Consider the following 515-nt stretch of genomic DNA (forward strand, 5'->3'; position numbering starts at 1 on the left):
TGCGGCCGTTCACCGCGGCCGAAGCCGAGCTGTGGCCGGAGATGTTGCGGGTAGGCTGCGTGCGCTTCTGGCTGTCGCGCCTGATTGCAGCGGAATCGTTTGCCGGAATGGATGTGATGATCCACGACCCGAGCGAGTTCGAAGTGCGTTTGGCGCAGCGTCAGCAGGTGGCCTTGCACCTGCCGTTTGCCCTCTAGTCCAGCTTCTGCTTCTTCGCGGGCATGCCCGCTCCCACAGGTCCCGTGCAGGATTCGAGGCCTGTGGTAATCCTGTGGGAGCTGGCTTGCCGGCGATGGGGCCGGTACAGGCAAGCAATATTATTCAGCGATCAGCCAGTCCATGCGGAAGCTGCCGGCGGTTTGCGCCAGCTCTTTGGCCAGCCATGGCAGCAGCTCCTTGAGCTCTTCTTCCAACCCCCACGGTGGGTTGGCGATGGCCAGACCTGAGCCATTGAGCCCCTGCGGGCTGTCCTGGTGGTGCACATACAACTCGACCCGCAGCAGTTTCGGTGCGCC

General features: G+C 63.3%; 2 protein-coding genes. One reads left to right on the plus strand and one right to left on the minus strand.

The window, feature by feature from the left end; translation table 11 throughout:
* On the plus strand, positions 1–197 hold a 197-nt coding region (locus tag ML342_RS11820; protein WP_240127206.1), incomplete at its 5' end, for a protein kinase family protein.
* 120 nt (positions 198–317) lie between these two features.
* On the opposite strand, the gene rlmJ is transcribed toward ML342_RS11820, so the two are convergent.
* Positions 318–515, minus strand: a 198-nt coding sequence (gene rlmJ / locus ML342_RS11825) for a 23S rRNA (adenine(2030)-N(6))-methyltransferase RlmJ (protein WP_240127207.1), incomplete at its 5' end; no start/stop codon positions are given.

The organism is Thermomonas alba (genome assembly GCF_022419205.1).
Taxonomy (GTDB): Bacteria; Pseudomonadota; Gammaproteobacteria; order Xanthomonadales; family Xanthomonadaceae; genus Thermomonas; species Thermomonas alba.